This is a genomic window from Tractidigestivibacter montrealensis, assembly GCF_024741235.1.
Classification (GTDB): Bacteria; Actinomycetota; Coriobacteriia; order Coriobacteriales; family Atopobiaceae; genus Tractidigestivibacter; species Tractidigestivibacter montrealensis.
Genome location: NZ_JANSKA010000003.1, coordinates 266,708 through 293,176 on the forward strand (window position 1 = coordinate 266,708; position 26,469 = coordinate 293,176).

A 26,469-nucleotide genomic window follows, 5' to 3' on the forward strand; every position below is an offset into this window, starting at 1 on the left:
TACGTGGTGTACCGTCGTCTCCCCTCTTATTAGAGTTGGGCGATTTTCAGGCACCCGAGCTGAACTCAAATTGAAATCAACGACGCCTTATCGGTCGGGGGCTTCCTAGCGAGAATATACAGAGGCGCACATTTCGCAGGGAACCTCCCATTCGTTATTTTATCGGGATGCTGTCAAGGCGGCGTCAATGCGTTCGACCTACACCTTCTCGCTTTTCGAGGCTTCGTCTGTAGGACCATCGGAATCGATACGGAATCGATCGACATACCATTCATCCGAAGCAATTACCTTATGGAGCATCTGGAGATGCAGGTCGACATAGTGGCAGAACGCCTTGCCGCATTCCACGAGAGACGCATTGTTGCTCTCGTTGGGCTCGGCTCCAAAATTAAACTCGACCTCATAGCCCTCCCCAGGCACACCCATGCTCGGCAGAATATCAGTGGAGAAGTGGACGAATCCAGACGTCACCTTGTATACATCTTTTACCTTTGGATCGGACTTCTCGAGTAAGTCTTGAAGTCTTCCATCGGACATCTTCTCACCCGAGAAATCTTTCAGCTTGTTCACAGGCACACCTTGAAACACCTGCTTGAGAAAGTCATCCTGGTCTTCCGCGGCGAATAACGCGAATGTCCGCAGGCAGACTCCAACCTGCGCGCGGAGAAGCTGGGCGACGCAAACAAGATTCCTCGACTCGAGCAAGGAGATGAATCCGTCTATCAATCTCATCGCATACTCAGAGGAGGATGCCAGATATAGATCCCATTGGGTAAAGTCGCCGTTCATGAAGGGAATCATTGCATTGCGCTCGGCGACTCTCAAGGCACTCAGGCTTTGTTCTATTTTCTCAGCTTCTTGTTTGAACCGCTCGCCGTCCAAAATGCCCCCAAATGCTGGCTTCCCAACAAATCAGAAAAAGCAAGAGAGACAGAGATTAGGTTCATGCTCCACTGAACCCGCGCTTCCAGTCGAGGTACTCCTCATCGGAGATCTCCCCGGAGTCCCGTCTCTCGCGCCCCTCACGAAACTGTCCATATCAGTGTAGCCAATCCACCGCAAGGCCTCGAAGCGCGCGGCGCCGCTCAGGCGCTGCGCGCCGCCAGCGCCCAAGACCTTCGGCGGCCACGACACGGCCGACCGGTCGTGGGGCGGTGCGGACTCCTAGTCGGACCTATTCGGTCCACCTATTTGTCCGCGCTCACCCATCGGAAAAGCCACCGTTATGGTCGTCACTTACGATTCAACAACCATCTCCTGTCATCTTTATGGCGATATAAAGTCTTATATCATCATATACTTACGAAAACAGTGGGCTACCTAGAACGCCCTTACTATCACCGCTCGCGTCATCGGAGACGTCATGACATCAAACAACGACGCTAGACCCGACCTGCTCTACTCACAGGTAGAAAACAATCTCCGTCAGCAAATCATCTCCGGAGAGCTCGGCGTGGGAGAGAAGATTCCGACCGAGCTCGAGCTCTGCGAACGCTATTCGGTGAGCCGCATTACCGTCCGAAGAGCCGTCCAGAATCTCGTGGATGAGGGTCTTATATACCGGCTTCGCGGAAAGGGCTCCTTTGTCTCCGTCCCCAAGCGAGTCATCCGAAAAGGATCACCTAACAACTTTGGCTACCACGCCTTTTCTGATATCGGTGGCAAGAGCCATAGACGGGTCCTAGAGCGGTCCTCCCTCGAAGCCACCCCTGCCCTCGCAAACGCACTGGACATAAAGGTCGGCGATACCGTTCTGATGGCAAAGAGGCTCGTGTTCGAAGACTCCATCCCTATCGCGCTCGACTCCGTCTATGTCTCGGAGAGGTCTTTCCCGAGCTTTCTTGACGACCTAAGCGAGGATATGAGCCTCTATGGCCTCTTGTCGGAAAACTACGGCATACAGCTGGGGGTCGAGGAGCTTGTCATAGACGTTTCGACCGCGCGCGAGGATGAGGCCAAGCTTCTCTCTTGCATCGTCGGTTCACCCGTCTACGTGCTATCCAAGATAACCAAGGACAGCGAGGGCAACCCCCTTCACTATTCAAAATCCCTGCTCAGGGGAGACAGAGCGTCATTCCGCTTCGTGATTTCGCCGGAGGGAAAAATCCTTACCGAAGCATAAGCACGTAAAAGAGGCCGCAAGCGGAGTTCGAGCTCCGCTTGCGGCCCTCAGCTTTTTGTTTCTCGAGGAGGGACGTTGCTCACTCTTGCGCAATCCTCCGCCCAAGGGCGTCAGTTGCTTTGAGAATGTCCACGACCTCCGCGTCGCAGAGCCTCACGGGGCTCGCGCCCCAAGACTCGGCCTGCATTGCCGCCTGCGCAACCTTGCGAAGATCGTCATCGTTGGGCGCAAGCGAGAGCTCCGAGAAGGTTGTCGGAACGCCACAGTCCCTGCAGAAGCGCGCCACTCGCTCGACTTCCTCACTCGGGTAGTCCTCGGCAATCATGAGGCTCAGCGTCGAGAAACCCACCCTCTCGCCATGCATGGATTTCTCGCCATCGGGAAGCACCGTCATCGCGTTGCCCAGACCGTGGGCAAGAGAGCACCCGACATTCTCGAAACCAATGCCGCTCATGAGGATGTTTGCCTCAATCACGTTCTCAAGCGCCGGCGTAACAGTGCTCTGCTCGCATGCCTTGACGGCAGCGCGACCATCCCTCTCGAGCGTTTCCATGCACGCGCGAGCAATCGCGCGACCTGCCGCAGTGCCAACCGCCTGCTCGCTTTGGCACCAAACGTAGTTGGCATGACCAGTCTTCCAGTTGGACTCGCCCTCATAGTAGGTCGAGAGGGCGTCCCCTATCCCCGCCGAGAGAAATCTCGTTGGGGCGCCTGCGATGACCTTGGAGTCCACCAGAACGAGATCGGGATTCTTCACATGGAGGACAATCTCGTTCATCTCCCCTTCATCGCTATAGAGGATGGACATGGCACTCGTGGGAGCGTCCGTCGCCGCAATCGTCGGGCACACGACGAGCGCCGCGCCACTTTGAGCGGCAACCATTTTGGCCACGTCGATGACTTTCCCGCCACCCACGGCAACGATGACGTCAAACTCACCCCCAGCTTCATTGCTAAGCCTCGATATGCTTTTGCGGCTTATCTCGCCCTCAAATGTCAGGGTCCGATACGTGCATCCATCCAAAGAGGGGTAGGCACCATAGAGTCCCTCCCCCAGCATCTGGCACACGAAGCTGTCCACAAGGAACAGGTGGTTTTTGCCAAACATCGACGCATACCGGCCTACTCGCCCAATAACATCAACGCCCTGCAGATAGTGGCCAACAGAACACCAAGCTCTCATTTCGCGCCCCTTTCTTCTGGCCCGGTTATCAGGCCTGCGGCTTGCTCCCAGCCGAACGGCCCCACCGTCTCCGGCGGGGCCGTTCATATCCCTTGTTTGACGGCGGAAATCTTACGCAACCATGTCGACGATGCGGACGCCCTCGCCGAACAGGCCTTCCCAATCAGACTTGAAGGTCTTAAGCGTGCCCTCGGTCATGGGGTGGACCGCCAGGGCCTCAAGCATCTCAAGGTCGACGGTGACGTTATCGGCACCGGCCTCGATGGCCTCTTGGAGCGAGAGCGGAGTCTTGAGGGAAGCCGCGCTGACCACGCAGTCGATGTTGTGGGCAACGAAGGCCTGCTTGATGCGGCGCACGACTTCGATGCCATCCCCGCCGTTCTTGTCGAGCCTGCTCACGTAGACGGCAACGTATGAGGCGCCCGCCATGGCCGCGAGCATCGCCTGGTTGAAGGTGTAGACGGCAGTGCAAGAGGTGGCAATGCCGGCATTCTTGAGCTCGCGAATTGCCTTGAAGCCCTCCGGACATGCCGGAATCTTCACGAAGGTGTTGCCCGGAACAGCCTTGACCATTGCCTTGGCGTCCTCCACGAGCTCCTCTGCAGTGTCTCCCATGGCCTCAAGGAAGAAAGGAGTTTCCTCACCGATGACGCCACGGATGTCCAGCGCATTCTGCACGAAGGACTTGCCGGTACCCTTGAGGCAGTTGACGGCAATGGAGGGGTTCATGCTGAAGCAGTTAACGGGATAGATGCTACTGGCGGTCTTCACCATTTCAAAGTCGCCGGTATCGAGACAAAATTCAAGCACTAGATTCTCCTAACCGAGGATTCCGACGGCCCCAAGCGCGACGCCAAGGACCATGATTGCGATGATTTGTGCGAGGACGTTCACGCCCTTCTTGTTGAGGACGTACAGGATGCCGAACGCCGCCACCGGAAGAAGCTTCGGGAAGATGGAGTCGAGCGTGTCCTGAAGCGAGAACGCGGTGCCGCTGATATCAAAGGCGATGGGAGTCGTGATGGCGACGTTTGTCGCAATCATGCCGCCTATGACCATGAGACCGACGATGGAGAGCGCGCAGGTAAGCTTCTGCATGGTGCTGGGATCGGAAACCTTGGAGATGATATTCTCGCCCAGGCCGTAGCCATACTTCACGCCAAGGCAGCGCAGAGCAATGTTGACCGCGTTGAAGATAAGCAGAAACAGAAGCGGGCCGAAGGGAGAACCCGCCATGCACAGACCGCCCGCGATGCCGGTGGCGATGATGCGCAGGGTACCGCCGATGAGGGAGTCGCCGATGCCCGCAAGGGGTCCCATGAGGGCGACCTTCATTGAGCTGATCGAGGAGGTGTCGAACTCCTCGTTGTTGGCGTTCTCCTCCTCCATGGCGCAGACGATACCGCCGATGAGGGGTTGCATGGTCGTGTGACAGTTGTAGAACTCGAGGTGACGCTGATAGGCGGCAATCCTGTCCTCGGGCCGGTCATAGAGCTTCTTGATCGCAGGGATCATCGACCAGCAGAAGGCCATGTGCTGCTGGCGCTCGAAGTGCCATGCGTGAGACGTCGAGAAGGACCTGAGGAAGAGGCTCCTGAGTTCCTTCTTGCCAAGCTTCTTCGTTGCATCGCTAGAACTCATTGTCGTCCTCGCCTTCCGTCATCAAAGCCGAGCCCTGGCTGGGCATAAAGATGTGTGCCATAAAGAGAATCCCGACTATCACAACCGCGAAACAAACAATGCCCAGGACCGGAACGCCAAGGTACGCCGCGAGGACAAAGCCCAGCAGGAGGAAGACCGCGGTCTCCTTAGAGGCAATCATGGTCACAAGCTGGGCAAAGCCGAGCGCAGGGAGAATGCCGGTCGCGATGGTGATGCCAGCGGTGAGCCACGCCGGAATCGAAGCGACAAAGGCGGATACCGCGTCGCCGCCGAACATGAACGCCACAAAACCAATGACACCAAAAGTCACGTCAAAGAGAAAACCGTTGGCAAGAAACACCGCGGAGATGCCCTTATCATTGTCCTCGGCGGCAAACTTGTCTGCCGTTCGAGCCATAAGCGGGGTAATCACGCCATAGAAGAGGTTCACCACAAAGGCAGAGAGAATCGCCGCAGGCATCGCGATGGTGACCGCTGTGTCGATGCCGTTGCCCGTGCTGATGGCAAAGGCGGTGCCCAGCACCGAGCCGACGATCATGTCAGGCGGAATGGATGCGCCGATAGCCTGCATGCCCATAAAGACGAGCTCCAGCTGGAAGCCGATGATCACTCCCTGAGACACGTCGCCCAGCGCAATGCCGACGAGCATGCCAAGGACCAAGGGTCTGCCCAACATTGCCGTGCCGACGAAGTAGTCGGCCTTTCCCACAAAGATAATCAGAGCGATAAGAAACGCTTGAAAAGCCATTGCCCCTCCTTCAACTTACTGTCCGCCACAATCAGAGGTCCTTCTCGGAAAGAACGACCTTCTTGTCCTTTGCTACCTGCCTCACCTCGACTTCCACGCCATCGCGGACGAGGCCGCGGACGACCTCTACCTCTTCATCGGTTAGATGGACCGCACTGCCGAAGCTGCGGGTCGTCTCGGAGCTCTTTACGGTGCCGCCCAGATTCAGCGAGGAAATGCCACACTCGCGGACCAGCCTCTCGGCATCCGCAATGCTGCCGGTAACGATGAGCAGACGATATTTGTCGGTTACGCCGCTTTTGATTGCCTTGATGGAGTCGTCGACGCCCTTGATAACCAGCTTTATGCCCACCGGCTTTGCCAGCCGCATCGTCTTCATGCGGACCTCGTTGGATGCCACTTCGTCAGAGACGATAAGAATGGCATCGGCTCCCAGAGCATGGCTCCAGGAGAATGCGACCTGGCCGTGGAGCAACCTGTGGTCCACCCTGCATAGCTTGATCATCTTTTTTCCTTTCCTTGGTTGATGCACGCCTGGCTAAATCGTTTGAAGGCACTTCTCGAACAGGGCTTTTGTCTCGGCTAGATACCCTGCCGGATCTTGGAAGCTCATTGGGTGCACGTACTCAAGCGAGAAGCCCCCTTTGTAACCGGCTTTCTTGAATGAAGCGAGAATGCCTCGCATATCCAGGTTGCCGTGGCCCCAAGGCATATGTCCCGTAGGAGTACCGTCCACGAAATGGCAGTGCGCGATGTCGCTGCCGAACGCGCTGAACCAATCGTCGACAGTCTCGCCCGCGTCGCTCATGGCGCCAAGGTCAAGCGTGAGCTTCAGGCTGTCGCTATTCACTGCATCCTTGATGTTGGCAATCTGCGCTATCGTTGGCGCGATCTGGGAGGATTTACCCCAGATGCTCTCAAGCACGAGAGTGACCCCCCGAGCATGCGCGTAGACCGAGAGCTCTCTCAGCATGTCGATGCTTCGTACGCGCGCTTCGTCGACCTTCTCGTCAAAGTAATTCCAGCCGGGGGTCACAAGAACCTTCGGGCAGCCAATGGCCTCAGCAAGATCAATCACCCTGTGGAAGTAGGAGCGCGTATTGCCAACGAGGAGTTCGCCGCGAGCCGCCATGTTATTGGGCTTTGGATTGTTCTGCTCGCCACAGAGGCACTTGATCTGAACTCCGTACTCACGCATGAGAGCCTTGAGCTTTGAAGGGTCCTCCGAGAACTGCCCGTTGATAAGAAAGTGCTGGGGACAAAGCCAGATCTCTGCATTATGCAGACCTGTTTTGGCGCAGGACTCAAAGAACTTCTCGAGGTCGAAGTACCTGAACGAGATGTTCATCGGGTAAAGGGACTGGACATCCATGTCAGAAATCCTCGCCACAGTCCTGGCCGACATCGAGCAGGTCGTTGCAGACCATGATGGAGTCCCTGCAAGAGTCGACTGCCGCCCTTACGGCCGCGAGGTCGGGATTTGCGTCAGAGAGAATCTCGACGAGCAGGGGCATGTTCATGCCGCAGACGAGCGTAAAGTTATTCTCGGCAAGGGCGGCCATGAACTCGTTGTTCACGCTGCCGCCAAAGAGATCGGTAACGACGAGCATCTCCTCGCCGGGAACCTTACGCGCCAGCACGTCTTTGACCTGCTGGGCTAAGGTGATGTCCGGGTCAACGTATGCGCAGAGCGTTGTCAGGTCCGGCAATTCCCCCAAAATGATGCCAAGGGTATCTTTCATTCCCTCAGCAAGACGACCGTGCGATGCCAGAACTACCTGCATATCGGGACTCCAAACTTTGTTATCCGCTGTAATATTGTCATTGCAGATTATATGACGTGATGTAACAAATGCAAGACAAAGAGAACATTTCTGCTTGCAGCCCCGCGAACGGTCGCGAATAACCGGTGGATGGGTTTAAGCCCGACGCAGCACCTGAAGTAGCTGCCGCCTGAAGTAGCTGTCACCTGAAGCCTGGAGGCTGTCCGCGAAGTCCAAGTTGCACGGAGGAGCAGAGACGCAAGGCGACCGAGGCGGCCAGACGCTCGGCGGCCTTCATTGACCGAATATCATCTCACCGTGTCCAGGGACACGACCCTCGTGGTCGAACTGCTCAATTATCGTGACCACGAGGGCCAATTCTTGGTAAACATCGACGCGCGATCTGCCCAGCGTGTTCCAAGACCGGCTTGTTCGCGGGTGTGTCAAGCTCGCGACAATCGCCGAGGGCGACCACTCGTATCTTAGAAAGAGTAGATGCAGCTGGTTTAATGCGATGCCGACGGCATGTGCCAGTTCTCCCCCTCGGGAAGCAATTGCGCGATATCGTTGATAAGGACTTGTACAAAGACGCCGATGCGGCGCATTTCCGGAAGCTTCACGGCTCCGGCATACACGAATCCTTACTCCCGTTCCCCCGAATACCGCCCCGTGCCTTGCTGTCACGAAACACGGGGAGTAAATAGCGAAATCGCAGGTGAAAGGGAGTAAAAAGGCAAAGAAAAGCCTCCGTTCCAACATGGGAACGGAGGCTCGATAATCGAGTTTAATCACCAATGTCGCTGGTGGCTTTGCCGTGACCTTCGCACGAAACGAAACTCAGCAGCACAGAGCAGCACTCAAAAGTGCAGGCCAGAACCCTGTCGGCTTACTCCCACTCGATCGTGGCTGGCGGTTTAGGCGTGACGTCATACACCACGCGGTTCACACCATCGACCTCGTCCACGATGCGGCTGGAGATGCGCCCGATCACGTCGTAGGGAAGCTTTGCCCAGTCGGCGGTCATGGCGTCTGTAGACTCCACCGCACGGACGATGATGGGGCGACGGTACGTGCGCTCGTCACCCATCACGCCAACGCTCCTGATGTCGGGCAGCACGGCGAAGTACTGCCAGCAGGCGTGCTCGGAGTTGCGGTCGCCCGTCTCCTCGAAGAGACGCTGATTGTAGGCGTCAAGCTCCTCTCGCACGATGGCGTCGGCGTCCTTGAGGATGGCGAGCTTCTCGGGTGTGACCTCGCCGATGATACGGATGGCCAGGCCAGGGCCGGGGAACGGCTGGCGCCACACCATCTTGGCAGGCAGGCCGAGCGCAATGCCCAGCTCGCGGACCTCGTCCTTGAAGAAGTGGTCGAGGGGCTCGATAAGGTCAAAGTGCACGCCCTCGGGGAACGGGATCAGGTTGTGGTGGCTCTTGATGGTTGCCGCCTTGCCGCCGGTCTTGCGCGCGCCGGACTCGATGATGTCCGGGTAGATGGTGCCCTGCGCAAGCATCTCCACGTCGCCGATCTTCTGGGCCTCGTCGAAGAATACCTTCCAGAACTCGGTGCCAATGAGACGGCGCTTCTTCTCGGGGTCTGTCACGCCGGCGAGCATCTTGGCATAGCGCTCCTCGGCGTGCACGTGCACGAGCGGCATGTGGAACTGCTCGCGGAAAACCTCCTCGACCATCTCGGGCTCGCCCTTGCGAAGCATGCCGTGGTTCACAAACACGCAAGTGAGCTGGTCTCCGATGGCACGGTGCACCAAGGCCGCCACCACGGAGGAGTCAACTCCGCCAGAGAGGGCGAGAATCACCTTACGCGACCCAACCTGCTGGCGGATCTCCTCGACCTTCTGGTCGATGATACCCTCCATGGTCCAGTTCTTCTCGAGGTGGCACACGCCGAACAGGAAGTTCTCGAGCATGCGCGTGCCGTACTCGGTGTGGCGCACTTCAGGGTGGAACTGCGTGGCAAAGAGGCGACGGCGCGGGCACTCCATAACGGCCACGGGGCATGTGTCCGTACGGCCGGTGACCATGAAGCCCTCGGGGGCGCGGCTCACGGAGTCGCGGTGGCTCATCCACACCGTCTGGCCGCCCTCGGGTGTGCCGTCGAGAAGAACCGACGAGCCAAGGCGCGTGAGCGTTGCCGGGCCATACTCGCCCTTGTCGGTGTGTGCGACCTCGCCACCAAGCTTGACGGCCATGATCTGCTCGCCATAGCAGAAGCCCAAGATGGGGATGCCCAGCTCAAAGACGCGTGCGTCCATGTCTGGCGCGCCCTCGGCGTAGACCGAAGCGGGACCGCCGGAGAGGATGATGGCAGAGGGCGCCATTGCCGCAAGCTCGTCCGCGGAGATGTCGCACGGGACAATCTCCGAGTAAACGTGCAGGTCACGAACTCTGCGAGCAATGAGTTGCCCGTACTGGGCCCCAAAGTCAAAGACAGCCACAAACTGCTTGGGCCTTGCCTCGGACATGCGCGTCTCCTATCCCCGGCTGCTGCTGCCGGACAAAATGCGTATACGTTCTAGAGGATACTACCGATTCCCCACCTCAAGGACCTCCAAGGATTGAGGACACCGTATGTCCGCCGGCATCGTCGAGCATCCTTCATGGAGCGTTCACGCCCGTCACGTATGATGGGCCAGTTATGGCGGTGCCCTGAGTGGCGCCAGCATCGAACAAGAACCGCACGACGTCCGTCCGGACACGGTTAGGGGGCCACTTGGCCGAGAGAAGAAGGCACCACCGTCGCATGTCGTCTGAGGAGCAGGGCCGCCTCTCCGCAGAGCGCTACGGCACGGGCGGCGGCCGGAACGCAGCCGGCTCTGACGCGCGCCAACCTCACAGCACACCGCTTGTGCAGGGCCGCCACGTCAATGCAGGCTCCTACTCCCATACCAGCGCCGCAAGCGACACTCACGCCGCTCACCTGCGCGGTAACAACCCGGACGAGATGGACCACGCTGCGTCTCGCTCGGACGGTGTTGGCTACTACGTCTCAAAGCGCCAGCAGGCAAAGCGCAGCCACCGTGTGCTCAAGGTCGTGGTAATCTCGCTCGTCGCCGTCCTGGCCGTTGCGGGCGCCGCCTTTGCCTGGTACATCAACAGCATCAACAGCAAGCTCTCCAAGGGCATCGACTCGAGCCTCCTCAACCAGCTCGTTGCCCCCACCAAGACCGACGACCCCTTCTACATGCTTCTTCTCGGCGTTGACCAGGACGAGGAGCGTACGGAGGAGTGGGGCGCAGACCAGTCCAACTACCGCACGGACTCCATCATCCTGGTGCGCATTGACCCGCCCAACAAGAAGGTCACGCTCATCTCGATTCCCCGAGACACCATGGTCGACATGGGCGAGCACGGAACGCAGAAGATCAACGCGGCGTACTCGTTTGGCGGCGCCTCCTACATGGTCGAACAGGTCTCCAAGCTCGCGGGCGTGAACATCTCGCACTACGCGGAACTCAACTTCGAAGAGTTCACCTCGGTTGTCGATACCCTCGGCGGCGTGGAGGTCACCCTGCCCGTCGCCGTGTCCGACATGGATTACGCTGGCATCGACCTGCCCGCCGGCACGCAGACCCTCAATGGCGAGCAGGCCCTTGGCCTCTGCCGCAGCCGTCACGCCTATGACGCCTACGGCGGCGGTGATTTCTACCGCTCCGCCAACCAGCGCATGGTCATCGCAGCTATCATCCGCAAGGTCCTCGAGAGCGACCCCGCCTCGTGGCCAAATCTCATCTCCCAGCTGGCAGACAGCGTGACCACGGACCTCTCGGCAACGGACATCCTCTCGCTGGCCAATCAGTTCAAGGACTTGGACACCGAGAACGACATCTACTCCGGTTCGGTGCCCACCACGTCGCAGTACATCAACAACCTCTGGTATGAGGTCGTGGACGAGGACGCCTGGAAGACCATGATGGAGCGCACCAACGCGGGCGAGCCGCCCTACTCGGACTCCTCGCAGGACTTCACCGCGGGCGTCGCCGGTTCCGTAAGCGCAGGCGGGGACGGCTCGGACTCCTCGGATACCACCAGCACCAGCTCCGACCCCGTATATTCTGGTTCCGTCCTGGTGCTCAATGGCACTGAGACCCAGGGAGTTGCCTCCAATGCCGCCAACGTCCTCACGGCGGCGGGCTTCTCTACCATCGCCGGAAACGCAGACTCGACGGGCCACACGACCACGACCATCGTGTACAACACGAGTAAGACAACCTCCGCGTTGGGTGAGGCAAAGGGCGTTGCCGAGAAGCTCGGACTTTCCGTCACGCCAACGGAGAACCCCGGTACCTACTCCGACAACTACGACGTGGTGGTTATTCTCGGCACCGACTACAAGGGCAAGTAGCCACACCCGCGCTCAAGGTTATAGGAGAGGGGCTCCCGACATTGTCAGGAGCCCCTCTCTTGCTGCATCCAGTGCCTCGCGATAGTTTCTTGGCTACACGTTGAATCGGAAGACCATTATGTCACCGTCCTGGACCACGTAGTCCTTGCCCTCCATGCGCAGGCGGCCGGCGTCGCGCGCACCGGACTCACCGCCCAGCTTGACGTAGTCCTCGTAGCTGATCGTCTCGGCCTTGATGAAGCCCTTCTCGAAGTCGGAGTGAATGACGCCTGCTGCCTCCGGGGCCTTGGCGCCAATTCGCACCGTCCAAGCACGAACCTCCTTGGGGCCCGCGGTGAAGAAGCTCTGGAGGCCCAGCAGGTGGTATGCCGCCCGGGCCAGTGTCTCGAGGCCGGAGCGCTCGAGCCCCATGGACGCCAGATACTCGGCGGCCTCATCCGGGTCGAGGTCTGCCAGCTCCGCCTCAACCTCGGCGCAGATGGGAATGGCGTCCTGGCCGTTGATCTGGGGCTTCTCGCCCAGCTGGTCCTCGTCGCAGTTGGCCACGTAGAGAATGGGCTTCATGGTGAGCAGGAAGAGGTCATGAGCAGCGGCGCGCTCGTCGTCGGTCATGTCCATCTCCGCCGCGCGGTGCCCCTCGTTAAGCCACGCCTGCAGGCGCTTGGCCACCTCGAGGCGAGGCGCCATCTCCTTGTCGCGCTTGGCCTCTTTCTCAAGCTTGGGGATGGAGCGCTCGAGCGAGCCCAGGTCTGCGAGGACGAGCTCGGTCTGGATGGTGTCAACGTCTGCCGCAGGGTCGACAAACGCGCCGGTACGGCCCGTCTCGCGCATGACGTTGGGGTCCTTGAAGTAGCGCACGACCTCGCAGATGGCATCGCAGTTACGGATGTTCGCCAGGAACTGGTTGCCAAGGCCCTCGCCCTCGTTGGCGCCCTTCACCAGGCCGGCGATGTCAACGAACTCGACCGTGGCGGGCACGATCTTTGCAGGGTGCACCATCTCGGCGAGTTTGTTGAGGCGCTCGTCGGGGACGTCCACCACGCCCACGTTTGGATCGATGGTGGCAAAGGGGTAGTTTGCCGCAAGCCCGCCCTTGCGGGTAAGCGCGGTGAACAGGGTCGACTTGCCCACGTTGGGAAGTCCCACGATGCCGATGGAAAGTGACACGGTGTCTCTCCTTCTTGGCCTTGGCCTCTTGCCAGTGGCCTCTTGCTACTTCTTGCTATCGTCCAGCTTCTCAAGGGTGTCAGCCGCCTTGGAGAGCTGCTTCTTGCCCTGCTCCATGAGTCGCTGAGCCTCCGCCTTGGCCTTTGCCTTCTGACGCGCGATCTCCTCGGCGTTCTTGTCAGGAACGGCCAGCTCGCTTGCGTCCTGCGGCCGCATGGAGAGCGCGCCCTCGGGGCATGCCTTCACGCAGGCGGCGCAGTTCACACAGTACGCGGCCAAGGTGTGCACGTGGCCGCTATCGTCGAGGTCGAGGGCATGCGTCACGCACGCCTTGGCGCAGTCCCCGCAGGACGTGCAGAGGTCCGGGTCAACAACGGGCACGTCAAGGGTGATGTCCGCTGCCAGCTCCTGGTCGTGCTGGAGACCGCCCATCATGAGCTTGCGGTTCTGCGTAAGGATGCGCTGGCGGTTCTGGTTGGTCTTGGCCCCCACCGCGTTCTCCAGCTGACGCTGCAGCTCGTTCAAGCGGTTGGCGTGATCGGTTATCTTCTTGGCAACCGCCTGGGCGCCGGCGAGCTTGGGGCTCGAGCGCGTCACGAGGTTCTCGGTTGCATGGATGGCGGAGCTCACAAACTGGCTACGGCGGTACTCGCGCGTGAACTCGTGCGTAAGGTTGTCCTTGTCGACCTCAAGGCCAACCGCGGACTTGGCCCACTCCTCCGCCGTTCCGATGGCCTCGGTGTAGAAGTCCTCGCCCGTGGTGGTGCGGCAGCGGTCGCAGATGCCAAGCGGCAGATAGACAGACACGTTGGTGTAGTCAACGAGGATAGAGAACCACAGGTCGCGCGAGACCATGCCCACGCACGGGAGGAGGATCTCGTTGGGCTTGGGGAGGCGCTTCAGGGCACGGGTGCACGTGACGTAGCACTGCTCGTACGCCGAAGCCGCGCGGGCGATGTTGTCGTAGAGCTGTTTTGCCATGTGGCGACGCGTGTTGAAGACCTCGGTGGGGCACGCGGCCTGGCAGAGGCCGCACTTGCGGCAGGAGTCCGTGATTGTCACAGACTTGTTGTGGATGTCGATCGAGTTGGTGGGGCACACGTCCAGGCAGACGGAGCACACGTCATCCCGCTCCGCAGCAGTGCGCAGGCAGCGGCTGGAGTTGCACCAGGGCTTCTCCTTGTAATCCGCCGGGTCGAATACCTTGCGCTGGCTTGGGTCCTGGGCAAGCGAGTCCGTGATGCCCGCAAACGGGTTTTGGACTGCCTGCCAGTTATCCTGGATGTCGATGATGTCATCGAGAATGTCACGCTTCTGTGGCATCGCCTCTCCCCTCTTCTCGGCGGGGTGACCGCACGCAGCTCCCCCGCGGTGCGTGTGCCTGCACACGCAACCGTTACATTGTACCGTCCGTCGGCGAGAAGCCCACCCACAGGCGAGAAGCGCACAAGGAAGGGACCTGTGGGTCTCTCCTTGCGTTTGGCGGGAATCCTGCAGGAGCTGCAGGGGCGCTGCGTGATCTGTGGAAAAGATAATCGACAGTTTTGGCTGTTCAAGGACACCAAAGCGTCTAATTTCAGCCCCACAGCCAAGGCAGACAGCCTGTAACGGAAAAAAGGCCCCGGGTGCCACATGGCACTCGGGGTCCTGAGGTTCGCTCGGTCGAGTCGCATGACCGAGGAGCGGTACCGGGGCTGTCTAGCCCTTAGTACATGCCGCCACCCTGGCCGCCAGCAGCGGCTGCCTTGGAGATGGCCTCCTCGATGGTGGTGTCCTTGGGCTCATCGGAGACAGTGGCCTCGGTGATGAGGATGAGGGACGCCACGGAAGCGGCGTTCTGGAGCGTGGTGCGGGTGACCTTGACGGGGTCGAGGACGCCCATCTCGATCATGTCACCGTAGTTGCCGGTCGCAGAGTCGAGACCCTGGCCCTTGGGCAGGCCCTTGATCTTCTCGACCACAACGGAGCCCTCGTAGCCAGCGTTGCTCGCGATGGTCTTCACAGGGGCCTCGAGCGCCTTGCGGATGATGTCGACACCAATCTTCTCGTCAGGATCAGAGGTCTCGACGGAGTCGAGCGCGGGAGCCGCAGCCAGGAACGCCACGCCGCCGCCGGCGACAATGCCCTCCTCGACGGCCGCACGGGTGGCCTGCAGGGCATCCTCGATGCGGTGCTTGATCTCCTTGAGCTCTACCTCGGTAGCAGCGCCAACCTTGATGACCGCGACACCGCCGGAGAGCTTGGCCAGACGCTCCTGGAGCTTCTCCTTGTCGAAGTCGGAGGTGGTGTTCTCAATCTCGTTCTTGATCTGGGAGACGCGCTCCTCGATGGCGTCCTTGGAGCCGGCGCCGCCAACGATGGTGGTGTTGTCCTTGGTGATCTTGACGGACTTGGCGCGACCGAGCATCTCGGCGGTAACGTCGGTGAGCTGGACGCCAAGCTCCTTCATGGCAACCTGGCCACCGGTGAGGATGGCGATGTCCTCGAGCATGCGCTTACGACGGTCGCCGTAGCCAGGGGCCTTCACGGCGGCGATGTTCAGCGTGCCGCGCAGCTTGTTGAGAATCAGCGTGGCCAGAGCCTCGCCGTCCACGTCCTCGGCAATGATGAGCAGCGGCGCGCCCTGCTTGGAGACGGCCTCGAGGATGGGCAGGATGTCCTGAATGTTGGAGATCTTCTGATCAGTCATCAGGATGTAGGGGTTGTCCAGCTCCGCCGTCATGGTGTCGTTGTTGGTGGCGAAGTACGGGGAGATGTAGCCCTTGTCGAACTGCATGCCCTCGACGGTGTCGATGTCGATGCCAAAGGTCTGGGACTCGTCGACGGTGATGACGCCGTCCTTGCCCACAACCTCCATAGCGTCAGAAATCTTCTCGCCAATCTCGGGGTCGCCAGCAGAGATGGTGCCCACGGAGGCAATCTGCTGCTTGGTCGAGATCTCCATGGCGGAGTCCTTCATCTCGGCCACAACGGCGTCGACGGCCTTGTCGATACCGCGACGGATGGCGATGGGGTTGGCGCCAGCGGCGACGTTGCGGAGACCCTCGTTGACGATGACCTGCGCAAGCAGCGTGGCGGTGGTGGTGCCGTCACCCACGGTGTCGTTGGTCTTGGTGGCGACCTCCTTCACCAGCTGGGCGCCCATGTTCTCGATGGGGTCCTTGAGCTCGATCTCCTTGGCGACGGACACGCCGTCGTTGGTAATGGTGGGGGCGCCATAGGAACGCTGCAGGGCAACGTAGCGACCCTTGGGGCCGAGCGTGGTGGTGACGGCGTCAGCGAGGGTGTTCACACCCTTGGCCAGCTTGGCGCGGGCGTCGGTGCCAAAAACAATGTCCTTAGCCATGTTGTGCTTTCCCTTCCAGAAAACCCTTGATGGGTTGTTTACCAGCTAGCGAGCAGCTCGCGCGAGCTACTCCTCAATAATGGCGTAGATGTCGTCCGCACGGAGGAGCAGGAAGTCCTCGCCGTCGACCTTGACCTCGTTGCCACCGAACTTGCCGTAGAACACCTCGTCGCCGGCCTTGACGTCAACGGGGATACGATTGCCGTCCTGATCGCGCTTGCCCTCGCCCACAGCGACGACCTTGCCGCGCTGCGGCTTCTCCTGGGCGCCCGAGGAGATGTAGAGACCAGAAGAGGTCTTCTCCTCCTTGGGTGCGGGCTTGACGAGGACGCGGTCTCCCAGCGGCTTAAGAGTCATAACCAAGAACCTCCTTTTAGGGCGCCGTACGGCGCTTGAACCTGTGACGGCGGGCGCGTGGCCGCGCCATCCAATCCAACGCTCAACTATGTACCCATCCGATTGGGGTTATACCGTCGAGATGAGAAAAATCTTACGAATGAGACTTAGATTTTCTAACTGGTGAAGGACTAGGGACTTGATATTGGCGCCTTTCTCGGCTGGTGCGCGGGTGGCCTTCCACGAACTTCCCCTGCAGCAACGCACTCTCCGGTGCCGCGCCCTTGCTGGAGGCTCAACCCCCGTCAATCCGCACCGTCTCACGCCTACGACAAATCACCGCAGCTCGCGGCATTAAGCTTGCTCGCAATGCGTACAATGGGATGCACGTCAGGCACCGAGGAAACGGGGATTGCATGCGGGAGCTCGAGGAGAGGATCAAGCAGGAGGGCATCGTCCGCGAGGGCAATGTGCTCAAGGTGGACAGCTTTCTCAATCACCAGTGCGATGTCGCGCTGTACGCGGACATGGGTGACGAGTGGGCGCGGCGCTTTGCCGGCCGGCCTGTCGACAAGATTCTGACCATCGAGGCCTCGGGCATTGGCATTGCCTGCGTCGCAGCCACGCGCTTCAACAACACCCCCGTGGTCTTCGCGCGCAAGTCGCAGTCCATCAACCTTGATGGCGAGCAGTACGTTGCCCGCGTGCACAGTTACACCCACGGCAACGACAACACGGTCATTGTTGCCAAGCGCTTCCTCAACAAGGGCGAGCATGTCCTCATCATCGACGACTTCCTGGCCAACGGGTGCGCACTCGACGGCCTCATCGAGATCTGCGAGCAGGCCGGAGCCATTGTCGAAGGCATTGGCATCGCTGTCGAGAAGGGCTTCCAGCCCGGCGGCAAGCGCCTGCGTGAGAAGGGCTTTGACGTGCAGTCTCTTGCCATCGTGAAGTCCATGGACGCAAAGACCGGCAAGATTGAGTTCGAGTAGCCGCCCGCATCAGGTGATGCGTCAAACCCAACCGCACAAGCAAGGGGCCCGCACGCTGCGGGCCCCTTGCTTTTACAGCTCCTCCAGTTCGCGCAGCCAGAGCGTGGCACAGGCATCCGACGGCATGCGCAGGTCTCCCCTGGGCGAGACGGCCGCCGAGCCAACCTTTGGCCCGTCCGGCAGACAGCTGCGCTTGAACTGCTGGGCAAAGTAGCGCCGGTAGAAGGTCTTCTCCCACTTGAGGATCGTCGCGTCGTCGTAGGTGTCGCCAAGCGCGTAGCGCGCCAGACGGTACGCCTTGCGGGGCGGCGTCCCGCGGCGCAGGACCTCGTACAGGAAGAAGTCGTGCAGCTCGTAGGGGCCAACAAGGTCCTCGGTGCGCTGGGCAATGGTGCCGTCCTTCTCGGCGGGCAAAAGCTCCGGCGAGACGGGTGTGTCCAGGACGTCGTAGAGGACCTGAGCTTCCTCGTCGTTTCCGCAGGTATCGGCCACGTAGCGCACAAGGTGACGCACGAGGGTCTTGGGCACGCTCGCGTTGACGGCGTACATCGACATGTGGTCGCCGTTGTAGGTGGCCCAGCCAAGTGCCAGCTCGGAGAGGTCGCCGGTGCCAACCACCAGGCCGCCCTCCTGGTTGGCAATATCCATGAGCACCTGCGTGCGCTCTCGCGCCTGGCTGTTCTCGTACGTGACGTCGTGGACGGACTCGTCATGGCCAATATCTGAGAAGTGCTGGCGCACGGCGTCGGAGATGTTGACCTCGCGCAGGTCGCAACCGAGGGCGTCGGCAAGCGTCGTAGCGTTGCCGTGTGTACGCCCGGTGGTGCCAAACCCGGGCATAGTCACAGCAATGATGCCAATGCGGTCAAGGTCAAGCAGGTCAAACGCGCGGGCGCACACCAGGAGCGCCAGCGTGGAATCAAGCCCGCCGGAGACACCGATAACCACGTGGCTCGAGTGCGTGTGTGCAAGTCGTTTGGCCAGTCCGCGCGCCTGGATGCTCAGGACGTCCTCGCACCTCTCGGCGCGGCGCTCCGCGTCTGAGGGAACAAACGGGTGCGGGTCGACAAAGCGCGTGAGCGTAGTGGCACTGGGCGTGAGCGAGAAGTGCGTGACCGTATAGCCCATCGCCTCGGGCGCCGGAGCGGTGACAAAGGTGGACATGCGGCGGCGCTCCTCGCAGAGAAAGGCTACGTCGACCTCGCTTGTTGCGGCGCCGGTGCCAAAGGGCTCCGCCTCCGCGAGCATGCGGCCGTTCTCGGCAATCATGTCGTGGCCGCCAAAGACCAGGTCCTGCGTGGACTCGCCGTTGCCGGCGGACGCGTACACGTACCCGCAGATAAGACGCGCCGACTGACCGCTAACCAAGCTGCGACGGTAATCCGCCTTGCCGACGATGGCGTTGGACGCCGAGAGGTTGCAGATGAGCGTGGCGCCTGCCAACGCGTGCTGGGTCGAGGGCGGGTTGGGAATCCACAGGTCCTCGCAAATCTCGGCGGCCACCACGAGCTGCGGCAACTCGTGGCAGGCAAAGAGCTGACGGGTGCCAAAGGGCACGCCCGAGCAGCCCGCAAAGTCCACGGGCACGCAGTCCTCCGGGCCAACCGAGAAGTGGCGGGACTCGTAGAACTCGTTGTAGGTGGGGATGGCTCGCTTGGGGACAATGCCCAGCACCCTGCCGTGCGCGAGAGCGATTGCGCAGTTGTAGAGCTTGGCGTTTGCGCGGACGGGTGCGCCGAGAAGCACGAGGGCGTCGATGTGGGAGGTCCTCTGGGCAATGACGGCAACGGCCTTCTCGGCAGCGTCGAGAAGCGCGTCCTGCCAGAAGAGGTCTTCGCAGGTATACGCCGTCACGCAGAGCTCCGGAAGCACGATGACGCGCGCGCCCTCCTCGATGGCGGCATCGATCTGCCGCAGGCAGGAGTCCATGTTGTACGCCACGTCGGCAACGCGAACCTCGGGGGTCCTTGCCGCGACCTTCACGAATCCGTCCTGCATCTTTCCTCCCCGTGAGACAAAGGGACAGTCCCTTTGTCTCATTGCCTACTGGCCGGCACGTGCGACAATGTTTCTTCCAATGCCGGTGAGCCGCTCGATTTGGCGAACGGACAAACCGGCGCTCTTGAGCTCTAAGAGTACCGCATCGCGCCTGCCACGCTCGACTGACTTCAGGCGGCTCGGCGGCAAATCGTCCAGGACTCCAGCTAGAACCTCTGCGGCCGTGTCATCGGGAATACGCGGCCGCAGGTTTGGTTGATAGCCGTCACTCCCGACCTCTTCAAATGAGAAGCTGGCAAAACCATCCGCCCCGCCCAACATCCCCAATAGCAAGCGCGTGTCTGCAAATCTCTGACCCCAAAGCGACTCCCCCAGATACTCGTGGTAGCTGCTCCACCGATACGACGCGGCAGAAGCAATTCTCGCCTTGGCCGGGTTGTTATGGATATAGCGCATCGCCTCAAGAAGATAAGAGTCACCTTCGATGGGAAAGCTGCGAAATCGCTGCTGGAAGACATGCCCGACATGGCCTGACCTCGTGTTGTACTGCAGCGCATAGGTTGTGGCGATCTTCTGCATGGCACTACTTAGGGCTTCGCCAGCATCCTCTACCAGCAAGTGCACATGATTGTCCATAAGGCACCACGCGAGAAGCGTGATCTCACTCTCGTGAAAGGCGTCACTCAGCAGCTCGAGAAATCCAAGGCGGTCGGCATCACACTCAAACAGGATTTGCCGCCCGTTGCCCTTGAGAATCACGTGATAGTAGCCTGACTCAGAACGTACGCGAGCTGTCCTCGCCATATTCGGCCTCCCGTCACCGCATTGTCTGTGTGACGGGTGTATACCTTGGGCGAGGCAGCTCGAAGCTTATTCGGCGAGCGCAAAACTATCTTTGACAGCAACCAGCAAGACTCCGGAAAGGCGTCAATGAGACAAAGGGACTGTCCCTTTGTCTCATAGGTACCGCGCGAGGAACTCGCGGGTGCGGGGCTTTTCGGGATTGGTGAACATCTTCTCGGGGTTGCCCTTCTCGGCAATGACGCCCTTGTCCATGAACACAACCTCGTCGGAGACGCTGCGCGCGAACGCCATCTCGTGCGTCACCACGACCATGGTCATGCCCTGGGATGCCAGGCGGCGCATGACCTCGAGGACCTCGCCGGAAATCTCGGGGTCGAGGGCAGAGGTGGGCTCGTCGAAGAGCATGAGGTCGGGCTTCATGCAAAGCGCACGGGCAATGGCCACGCGCTGCTTCTGCCCGCCAGAGAGCGTGTTGACGTCGGCTCCGGCAAAGTCCGCAAGGCCCACGGAGTCGAGGTTGGCCAGCGCGACCTTCTCGGCCTGCCCCTTGGTCATCTTCTTGAGCGTCACCGGCGCAAGCGTGCAGTTGTCCAGCACGTTCATGTTGTTGAACAGGTTGAAGCCCTGGAAGACCATGCCGATCTTCTCGCGCAGAGCGTTGATGTCCACGTGCTCGGCGGCAAGGTCCTTGCCGTGGAACCACACGTGGCCGGCATCCGGCGTCTCGAGCAGGTTTATACAGCGCAGAAGCGTCGATTTGCCGGATCCGGACGCGCCGATAATGGTCACCACCTGGCCGGGCATCACGGTGAGGTCGATGCTGCGCAGGACAACGTTGCTGCCAAAGGACTTCTGCAGTCCCTCGACGCGAACCACGGCCTCCTCGGGGTTGGCTGCGCCCGCAGCGGCGCCGGCGACTGCGTCCTTCTCGTCTGCCATGCTACTTCTCGCCTCCTGCCTTCATCTGGTTGGACACGCCCAGCACGGGCTCGGTCTTCGCGTCAAGCCGCTTGGCCAGCTTGCCCAAAAGCCACGACGCCGTTGCCGTCATGATGAGGTAGAAGACCGCAATGACGAGATAGGCGTTCAGCTGCTTGTAGTAGATACCAGCGATGGTCGAGGCGGCAAACGCCAGGTCAAACACGCCAATAACCGAGAGGACCGAGGAGTCCTTGATGTTGATGACCAGCTCGTTGGAGAGGCCGGGGATGGCGTAGCGAATGCCCTGCGGGAAGACGACCTTGACCATGGCCTGCCACTGCGAGAGTCCGAGCGAGCGAGCGGCCTCCATCTGGCCCTTGTCCACCGACTCGATGCCACCGCGCAGCACCTCCATCATGTACGCGGTGGAGTTGAGCGAGATGACCACCAGGCCGGCAATGAAGCGCGACCACACGGCGTTGATCTCGCTCACGGACATGCCCGAGCCGCTGAACAGGCCAAACCCGGCGTAGTAGATGATGACGCCCTGGACCAGCATGGGCGTGCCGCGCACCACGGTACTGTAGACCTTGGCAAAGCCCACGCCGACCTTCTTCCAGAAGCGGACAAAGTCGTTGTCGGGGCGGTCGATGTGCTGGATGCGCACAAAGACCAGAAGCATTGCCAGCACAAAGGCGATGGCCGTGCCAAAGACGGCCAGCTCGATGGTCGTGAGGATGCCCTGCAGGTACGTGGCATAGCCCTGCTGGAACATGTAGAGGATCTGCGTGAGCATGTCATCCTGCGGCATCCCAGAGGAAGCCGCGGCAGCCGTCCACGCGCTCGCGAAGCCCATGACCGCGCGGTCGACAAAGAGCACAATGGCCAGCACCCAGATGACGTAGGACCCCAGGCGCAACACCCGTCGCGCGCCGGGCTTCACAAAGGGCGCCACCTGGCCATACGTAGTCCAGTGCATGAGCTTGAAGACAAGCGCCACCGCCGAGAGCGCGAGCCACGCGACAAGCACGTAGTACATCACGACCTCGACCGTGAACGCATGGGCAAGGAAGCTCATGGCCGGGCGCGGCTGGCTTGAGAGCCACATCCCCGCAAGCGCGACGGCAGAGGTGCCGAGAAGGACGTAGCGATGGTCTCGGCGCAACCACGCCGCAAAGCGGGCGCGCCGGGTCGTCACCGGAATGGATGGTGCATCTGACATGTTCTTGCTTCTCCCTGCTGTGTGTGGCGCGCGCTAGGCGGGCTGACGGTCCATGCAGTCATCCCACATGCTCTGGCGCTCGTCTGCCGAGATGCCGTCAATGACCTCGTTAATCTTGGCGAGAACCGCATCCTGACCCTTGGCGATGGCCGCGTTGTCGGGGTTGGAGGCATCCGTGAAGCCCTCGCCATCGGCAAGGTCGACCTTCTTGAGCGTGGGATAGTCCTTCAGCAGGCGCGGAAGCGAGAGGGACGAGAAGGTAATGGCATCGCAGGTGCCGTTCATGAGGCCGTCGACCACCAGCGGCACGGTGGCCACCGGCGTGAGGTGGTTGACGTTGGGGATCTGGTCGATGAGGTCGTCGTAGAAGGTGTCCTTCTGACCCAGAACCGAGGCGCCTGAGAAGTCCGAGAGCTTGGTGGCGTTGGCGTAGGGAGAGTCCTGCTTGACGACCATAATGACCTCGTCGTCGATGTAGGAATCGGAGAAGTCCGCGGACTGCGCGCGCTCGTCCGTCACGGACATGCCAGCGCAGATGATGTCGATCTGGCCGTTGACCAGCGAGTCAACCAGGCTGCCAAACTCCATCTTCACCGCAACGGGCTCCATGCCCAGCGCGTCGGCAATCTTCTTGGCCATCTGCACGTCATAGCCATCGGCATAGGCGCCGTCGACGTTCTCGATGGGGATGGTGGTGTCGCTGGCCGAGGACTCCTGCCAGTTGTAGGGGGCGTAAGCGGCCTCCATGCCCACGCGCAGGGTCTTGCCGTCTCCCAGCTTGAGGGAGTCAGACGAGGAGGTATCGCTGCCGGCGGAGATGGTTGTGGTTGTGGCGGAGCTTGCGGATGCGTCGCTCGACTGAGCGGCTGGACCACATGCCGTAAGGACGGTCATCCCTCCAACGGTAAGTGCCGTGATACCCGAGGCCCTGAGAAAGTCTCGACGAGAAAATGAGCCAGACGCGTGCTGGATGGGATGCTTCTTCATGGTGGTCCTCCCTGGACGATCCCCGCTGTTCCCCTTTCGCGCGACGCAACCGGAGGGGACCCATTCCCCTCCCCCTTGCAAGCGAGACACGCACATGCGACCCGATGCGAGAAAGTTACGCGCACACGGCAACGATACTCCTCTGGTCGCGACGTGCCCCGATAGTCACAGTGAGGTAACAATGGAAGGTGTCAATCCAGTGAGACTCAATTTGATATTTGATATAACGAACGAGACGCCCGTTCCCGGCGGGAGGCAGTCCCTCTCGTCACGAATGAGACAAAGGGACTGTCCCTTTGTCTCACCAGGCGGGCGGGACGGGGGCGTCGGTCGTGGACCAGGCACCAAGAGGCGCGTTGGGGTCGGCGTCAAGCGTGAGCGGCGCGAAGTTGCGCGCCCGATAGCTTCTCAACGCCGCAACGCTGATCATGGCGGCATTGTCGCCACAGGCCCGCATGGGCGGCACGGTCACGCGCACGCCGCGCTTGTCAAAAGCCTTGCGGTACGCCTCGCGTAGCTGCGGGTTTGCGGCAACGCCGCCGCCCACGCAAAAGTCCGAGACACCCGTCTGCTCGACCGCCGTCACAGCCTTGGCCACCTGCACGTCGATGACCGCCGCCTCGAAGGAGGCCGCAAGGTCGGGCAGGTCGATGGGCCGGCCGGCGCGGTTCTCGCCCTCGATGTAGGTAATCACGGCCGTCTTGAGGCCAGACAGCGAGAACTGATAGTCGCCGCTGTGCATCATGGCACGCGGGAAGTGGATGGCGCACGGGTTGCCCTTTGCGGCAAGCCTGCTAATCACCGGGCCACCGGGATACCCCAGACCCAGTGCCTTGGCGACCTTGTCGAAGGCCTCGCCCACGGCGTCGTCGATGGTGGTGCCCAGAATCTGGTAGTCGCCCCATCCGCGCACGTAGACCAGCATGGTGTTACCACCAGAGACCAGACTCGCCACAAAGGGCGGCTTGAGGTCCGGTGTCTCGAAGAGGTTGGCGAGAAGGTGCCCCTCAAGATGGTGCACCGCAATGAGTGGCAGACCCGTTGAGGCGCAGAGACCCTTGGCAAACGCAACGCCCACCACAAGAGCTCCCACAAGGCCCGGACCGGCGGTGACGCCAACGGCGGAGAGGTCCGCGGCAGTAAGGGTGTCGCAGCCAAAGTGCGAACCCGCCTGCGCCATAGCCTCCTCGTAGACGCCCACGATGGCCTCGACATGCTTGCGGCTGGCTATCTCTGGTACCACGCCGCCAAAGCGGGCATGGAAGTCAATCGAGGTGGCAACCACGCTCGAGCACACGGTGCCATGGGAGTCCACCACGGCAATTGCGGTCTCGTCACAGGAAGACTCTATCGAGAGGACCAGATCGCCTGCGGCAGCCAGGGCCTCCTTGCACGCGGCGTCTCTCGGCCCGGCGAGAATGGGCCACGGGCGGATGGAGGCATGCGGCTCGGGACGCTTGCTCAGGGCCTCGACGTCACCCGCAAGCGGCAGCTCTGCGCGCAGGATGAGCGCGTCGTGGCCGGGTGCGTAGTAGCCCGGACGGCGGCCAACCTCAGCAAAGCCCAGGTGGTCGTAGGCGGCTCGCGCAGCTTCGTTCTTCTCGTCCACCTCGAGCGAGGCAGTCTTTGCATTGAGGACGTGCGCGTCGTAGCACAGGCGCGCCACCAGGCGAGACGCCACACCCTGGCGACGGTGGCCCTCCTCCACGGCAACGTCGCAGATCTCAAAGTCGTCGCCGGCCATCATGCCGCCGGCAAAGCCGATGATGCGCCCCAGATCGTGGGCCACCCACCAGCTGCGACCAGGCTGCGAGAGCTCCTCGTAGAAGAGCTTCTCGGTCCAGGGGGTGTGAGAGGAGCCCGAGAAAGCCGCAGCCTCCAGCTCCGCGACGGCGGGCAGGTCGTTCACCGACATGGGGCGCAGCTGCAGGTGCCTGTCGGCCAGCGCGTCATCCACGCCCGTGACCTCGACGCTTGCGGGCGCCTTGAGGCCCAGGCGCTTGCGCTCGTTCTCCTCGGCGTCCGAGAGGCGCGTGTAGATGGGCAGCACCAGCGCGGGGTCTCCGGAGTCCAAGGGCGCCGAGGCAGCGGCAAGCGCCAGCCCCTCGCCCGTGGGGTACCACAGCGCTTCATCAAGGACGTTCGTGAACTCGGCCGCCTCGAAGCGCGCGCGGTACTTCTTGAGCCCGTTGCCCGTGAGGACAAGCTGGGACGCGTCCGCTCGAGCGGACCACGCAGTCACGCACTCATCTGCCTTGCAGACGGTCTCGGTGGCAAAGGTGCGGTGCGCGCCGTTGTCATCCAGCTGGTAGACGCCAGGGTAGACTTCGCCGCGCATGGCGTCGTCGGCAACGGCGAGAAGCCCGCGCACGCCTGCCTTCCAGGCACCCCATGCCGTGGCGTCGAGAACCGAGACACCGTGGAGCGGCTTGGAGAGACCGCACGAGAGACCCTTGGCAGTGGCGATGCCAATACGCACGCCCGTGAAGCTGCCGGGGCCGCGACCAACCAGAACGCGGCCGAGGTCGGCCATGGTGTGACCGCAGTCCTCGAGCGTCGCGAGGGCCGTTGAGACCAGCTCGACGTTAGCCTGACGGCGGCACATGTGGTCTCGCGCGGCGAGGACGCGCGGGGTCGAGCCGGGCTCCCAGGACACCACCGCACACGCAAGCATGTCGGTGGACGTATCGATGGCAAGGGCAAGGCCCTTGGTGTTGGTATCGCTCGTCATTCTCATCTGACTCCAGAGACGTGGCATTATCACGAGGGATAGTGTAGCGCGGGCGGTGGGGGCAGGCGTCGGCGGGCGCTGCGCTGCCACTAGAGCACACGCGATTCTCGCCGGGAGCTGCCAGA

At 61.2% G+C, this 26,469-nt stretch carries 22 protein-coding genes; 3 read left to right on the plus strand and 19 right to left on the minus strand.

Annotation, left to right across the window (positions count from 1 at the left end; translation table 11 throughout):
• Window positions 1–198 precede the first annotated feature (198 nt).
• Entirely contained in the window at window positions 199–882 is a 684-nt protein-coding gene (locus NVS32_RS05985) for a hypothetical protein (RefSeq protein WP_258499063.1), read from the minus strand.
• Between the two features lie 481 nt (window positions 883–1,363).
• Between NVS32_RS05985 and NVS32_RS05990 the strand changes: the two genes are divergently transcribed.
• Window positions 1,364–2,122 carry a GntR family transcriptional regulator gene (locus NVS32_RS05990; protein ID WP_032111267.1) on the plus strand — a complete coding sequence of 253 codons (759 nt, stop codon included), beginning with the start codon at window positions 1,364–1,366 and terminating at the stop codon, window positions 2,120–2,122.
• 79 nt (window positions 2,123–2,201) lie between these two features.
• Here the strand turns inward: NVS32_RS05990 and NVS32_RS05995 are convergent, their stop codons facing one another.
• The 8 genes from NVS32_RS05995 to guaA form a co-directional block, all read right to left on the minus strand.
• Window positions 2,202–3,392: a glycerol dehydrogenase gene (locus NVS32_RS05995; RefSeq protein ID WP_368407212.1), complete on the minus strand. Its 1,191-nt coding sequence runs from the start codon at window positions 3,390–3,392 to the stop codon at window positions 2,202–2,204.
• Window positions 3,393–3,416: 24 nt separating this feature from the next.
• Window positions 3,417–4,115 (minus strand): transaldolase family protein, encoded by a 699-nt coding sequence (locus NVS32_RS06000; protein WP_197713856.1) that lies wholly within the window; start codon window positions 4,113–4,115, stop codon window positions 3,417–3,419.
• 9 nt (window positions 4,116–4,124) lie between these two features.
• Window positions 4,125–4,946 carry a PTS system mannose/fructose/sorbose family transporter subunit IID gene (locus NVS32_RS06005; RefSeq protein ID WP_032111269.1) on the minus strand — a complete coding sequence of 274 codons (822 nt, stop codon included), beginning with the start codon at window positions 4,944–4,946 and terminating at the stop codon, window positions 4,125–4,127.
• Window positions 4,936–5,715 carry a PTS mannose/fructose/sorbose/N-acetylgalactosamine transporter subunit IIC gene (locus NVS32_RS06010; protein ID WP_032111270.1) on the minus strand — a complete coding sequence of 260 codons (780 nt, stop codon included), beginning with the start codon at window positions 5,713–5,715 and terminating at the stop codon, window positions 4,936–4,938. The genes NVS32_RS06005 and NVS32_RS06010 overlap by 11 nt, the downstream gene beginning before the upstream one ends.
• A gap of 31 nt (window positions 5,716–5,746) precedes the next feature.
• A complete protein-coding gene (locus NVS32_RS06015) occupies window positions 5,747–6,220 on the minus strand; it encodes a PTS sugar transporter subunit IIB (protein ID WP_032111271.1) in 474 nt (157 codons plus the stop codon).
• A 33-nt stretch (window positions 6,221–6,253) separates the two neighbouring features.
• The gene (locus NVS32_RS06020) at window positions 6,254–7,087 is read right to left on the minus strand and encodes a sugar phosphate isomerase/epimerase family protein (RefSeq protein ID WP_032111272.1); all 834 of its coding nucleotides are present in this window, start codon (window positions 7,085–7,087) and stop codon (window positions 6,254–6,256) included.
• 1 nt (window position 7,088) lies between these two features.
• Window positions 7,089–7,499: a PTS sugar transporter subunit IIA gene (locus tag NVS32_RS06025; protein ID WP_032111273.1), complete on the minus strand. Its 411-nt coding sequence runs from the start codon at window positions 7,497–7,499 to the stop codon at window positions 7,089–7,091.
• Between the two features lie 865 nt (window positions 7,500–8,364).
• A complete protein-coding gene (guaA, locus tag NVS32_RS06030) occupies window positions 8,365–9,957 on the minus strand; it encodes a glutamine-hydrolyzing GMP synthase (RefSeq protein WP_258499065.1) in 1,593 nt (530 codons plus the stop codon).
• A gap of 248 nt (window positions 9,958–10,205) precedes the next feature.
• Between guaA and NVS32_RS06035 the strand changes: the two genes are divergently transcribed.
• A complete protein-coding gene (locus NVS32_RS06035) occupies window positions 10,206–11,837 on the plus strand; it encodes an LCP family protein (RefSeq protein ID WP_258499066.1) in 1,632 nt (543 codons plus the stop codon).
• A gap of 93 nt (window positions 11,838–11,930) precedes the next feature.
• On the opposite strand, the gene ychF is transcribed toward NVS32_RS06035, so the two are convergent.
• The 4 genes from ychF to groES all read right to left on the minus strand — a co-directional run bounded on the left by ychF (window position 11,931) and on the right by groES (window position 16,707).
• The gene (gene ychF / locus NVS32_RS06040) at window positions 11,931–13,004 is read right to left on the minus strand and encodes a redox-regulated ATPase YchF (RefSeq protein WP_258499067.1); all 1,074 of its coding nucleotides are present in this window, start codon (window positions 13,002–13,004) and stop codon (window positions 11,931–11,933) included.
• Window positions 13,005–13,049: 45 nt separating this feature from the next.
• A complete protein-coding gene (locus NVS32_RS06045) occupies window positions 13,050–14,327 on the minus strand; it encodes a 4Fe-4S binding protein (protein WP_117652263.1) in 1,278 nt (425 codons plus the stop codon).
• A gap of 382 nt (window positions 14,328–14,709) precedes the next feature.
• The gene (groL, locus tag NVS32_RS06050) at window positions 14,710–16,350 is read right to left on the minus strand and encodes a chaperonin GroEL (protein ID WP_032111277.1); all 1,641 of its coding nucleotides are present in this window, start codon (window positions 16,348–16,350) and stop codon (window positions 14,710–14,712) included.
• Between the two features lie 66 nt (window positions 16,351–16,416).
• Complete coding sequence (gene groES / locus NVS32_RS06055; RefSeq protein ID WP_032111278.1) at window positions 16,417–16,707, minus strand: co-chaperone GroES; 291 nt, start codon at window positions 16,705–16,707, stop codon at window positions 16,417–16,419.
• Window positions 16,708–17,102: 395 nt separating this feature from the next.
• On the opposite strand from groES, the gene NVS32_RS06060 reads away from it, so the two are divergent.
• On the plus strand, window positions 17,103–17,681 hold the full coding sequence (locus tag NVS32_RS06060; protein ID WP_118078445.1) for a xanthine phosphoribosyltransferase: 579 nt from the start codon (window positions 17,103–17,105) through the stop codon (window positions 17,679–17,681).
• Window positions 17,682–17,753: 72 nt separating this feature from the next.
• Here NVS32_RS06060 and NVS32_RS06065 read toward each other — a convergent pair whose 3' ends face one another.
• From NVS32_RS06065 to tsaD, 6 genes are all read right to left on the minus strand, one after another.
• The gene (locus NVS32_RS06065) at window positions 17,754–19,679 is read right to left on the minus strand and encodes an NAD(+) synthase (protein ID WP_118078446.1); all 1,926 of its coding nucleotides are present in this window, start codon (window positions 19,677–19,679) and stop codon (window positions 17,754–17,756) included.
• Between the two features lie 45 nt (window positions 19,680–19,724).
• Window positions 19,725–20,483, minus strand: a complete 759-nt coding sequence (locus tag NVS32_RS06070) for a transposase (protein WP_258499068.1) — start codon at window positions 20,481–20,483, stop codon at window positions 19,725–19,727.
• Between the two features lie 153 nt (window positions 20,484–20,636).
• Complete coding sequence (locus NVS32_RS06075; RefSeq protein WP_303646540.1) at window positions 20,637–21,422, minus strand: amino acid ABC transporter ATP-binding protein; 786 nt, start codon at window positions 21,420–21,422, stop codon at window positions 20,637–20,639.
• Window position 21,423: 1 nt separating this feature from the next.
• Window positions 21,424–22,626 carry an amino acid ABC transporter permease gene (locus tag NVS32_RS06080; protein ID WP_258499069.1) on the minus strand — a complete coding sequence of 401 codons (1,203 nt, stop codon included), beginning with the start codon at window positions 22,624–22,626 and terminating at the stop codon, window positions 21,424–21,426.
• Between the two features lie 33 nt (window positions 22,627–22,659).
• On the minus strand, window positions 22,660–23,613 hold the full coding sequence (locus NVS32_RS06085) for a transporter substrate-binding domain-containing protein (RefSeq protein ID WP_258499070.1): 954 nt from the start codon (window positions 23,611–23,613) through the stop codon (window positions 22,660–22,662).
• Window positions 23,614–23,914: 301 nt separating this feature from the next.
• Window positions 23,915–26,344, minus strand: coding sequence for a tRNA (adenosine(37)-N6)-threonylcarbamoyltransferase complex transferase subunit TsaD (gene tsaD, locus NVS32_RS06090; RefSeq protein ID WP_258499071.1), 2,430 nt, complete (start codon window positions 26,342–26,344; stop codon window positions 23,915–23,917).
• Between the last annotated feature and the right edge of the window lie 125 nt (window positions 26,345–26,469).